1 protein-coding gene is annotated in these 1,188 nt (G+C 47.9%); it reads left to right on the forward strand.

The features are described from left to right. Positions 1-72: 72 nt before the first annotated feature. Positions 73-1,148 (forward strand): IS3 family transposase gene (locus VV869_RS24340; protein WP_337737538.1). Its coding sequence is split into 2 segments (ribosomal slippage): positions 73-325 and positions 325-1,148, totalling 1,077 coding nucleotides; the frame shifts between segments, so codons are not numbered across the junction. Positions 1,149-1,188 lie beyond the last annotated feature (40 nt).

Genomic DNA, 1,188 nt, shown 5'->3' on the forward strand with positions numbered 1-1,188 from the left:
GGTAATCCCCCCGAAAAATAACAGCAGCAAAAAGTAGAATTTTCTCGTAACCTAAACGAAAGGAGATTCTGCATGAAAAAATCACGGTACACGGACAGTCAGATCCTGGCGATCTTAAAACAGGCAGAAGCAGGTACACCTGTGCCAGAACTCTGCCGCGAACATGGTATGAGTAGTGCAACTTTCTATAAGTGGCGCGCCAAATACGGTGGTATGGATGCCTCTCTCATGGCACGGCTGAAAGAATTGGAAGATGAAAACCGTCGTTTGAAGAAAATGTATGCCGAGGAGCGCCTCAAGGCTGAAGTCATCAAAGACGCCATGGAAAAAAAGTGGTAAAGCCCTGTGAGCGGCGCTTGCTTGCTCAGCATTCGGTGGCGCGATATTCAATTAGCATTCGCAAGGCTTGCCGGTGGTTCGACATCAGCGAAACCGGGTACCGTTATCAGCCTAAGATGGCAACGGAAAATGATGAGATAGCTCAGTGGCTTGTCACGCTCACTTCTGAGCAAAGTGACTGGGGCTTCGGGCTATGTTTTGATTATTTGCGCAATGTTAAAGGCTTCCTGTGGAATCATAAGCGGGTTTACCGTATCTATTGTGAGTTGGCACTGAACCTACGGATACGTCCCCGGAGAAGGCTCAACCGAAACAAGCCGGAACCACTGAAAGAGCCGACGCGCGCTGATCAAGTCTGGTCGTTGGACTTCATGCATGACCAATTGTCGGATGGACGGAACTACAGGCTACTCAATATCATCGATGACTTCCGCCGTGAAGGTATCGCGATTGAAGCAGGCTTTTCGCTGCCGGCACTGCGTGTGATTAGAGTTTTGGAACAGCTTTTAGAGTGGCGCGACACACCAGTTGCCATTCGTTGTGATAATGGTCCCGAGTTCATTTCCCATGAGTTTACAGCGTGGGCAAAAAGAAAAGGGATACGAATCGATTATATTCAGCCAGGTAATCCACAACAGAACGCGTATATTGAGCGTCATAATCGTACGATGAGATATAGCTGGGTGAGCAAGCATCTGTTTGACTCACTGGAAGAAGTTCAGGACTATGCAACAAAATGGTTGTGGTTCTACAATCATGAGCGACCACACAAGGCCAACGGAGGGAAACCACCTTTGATGGCTGCTTAACTTCTACTTTTAACTGAGGTTAAAAATGGGAGGATTACCC

This window comes from Photobacterium sp. MCCC 1A19761 (genome assembly GCF_037389125.1).
Lineage (GTDB): Bacteria > Pseudomonadota > Gammaproteobacteria > Enterobacterales > Vibrionaceae > Photobacterium.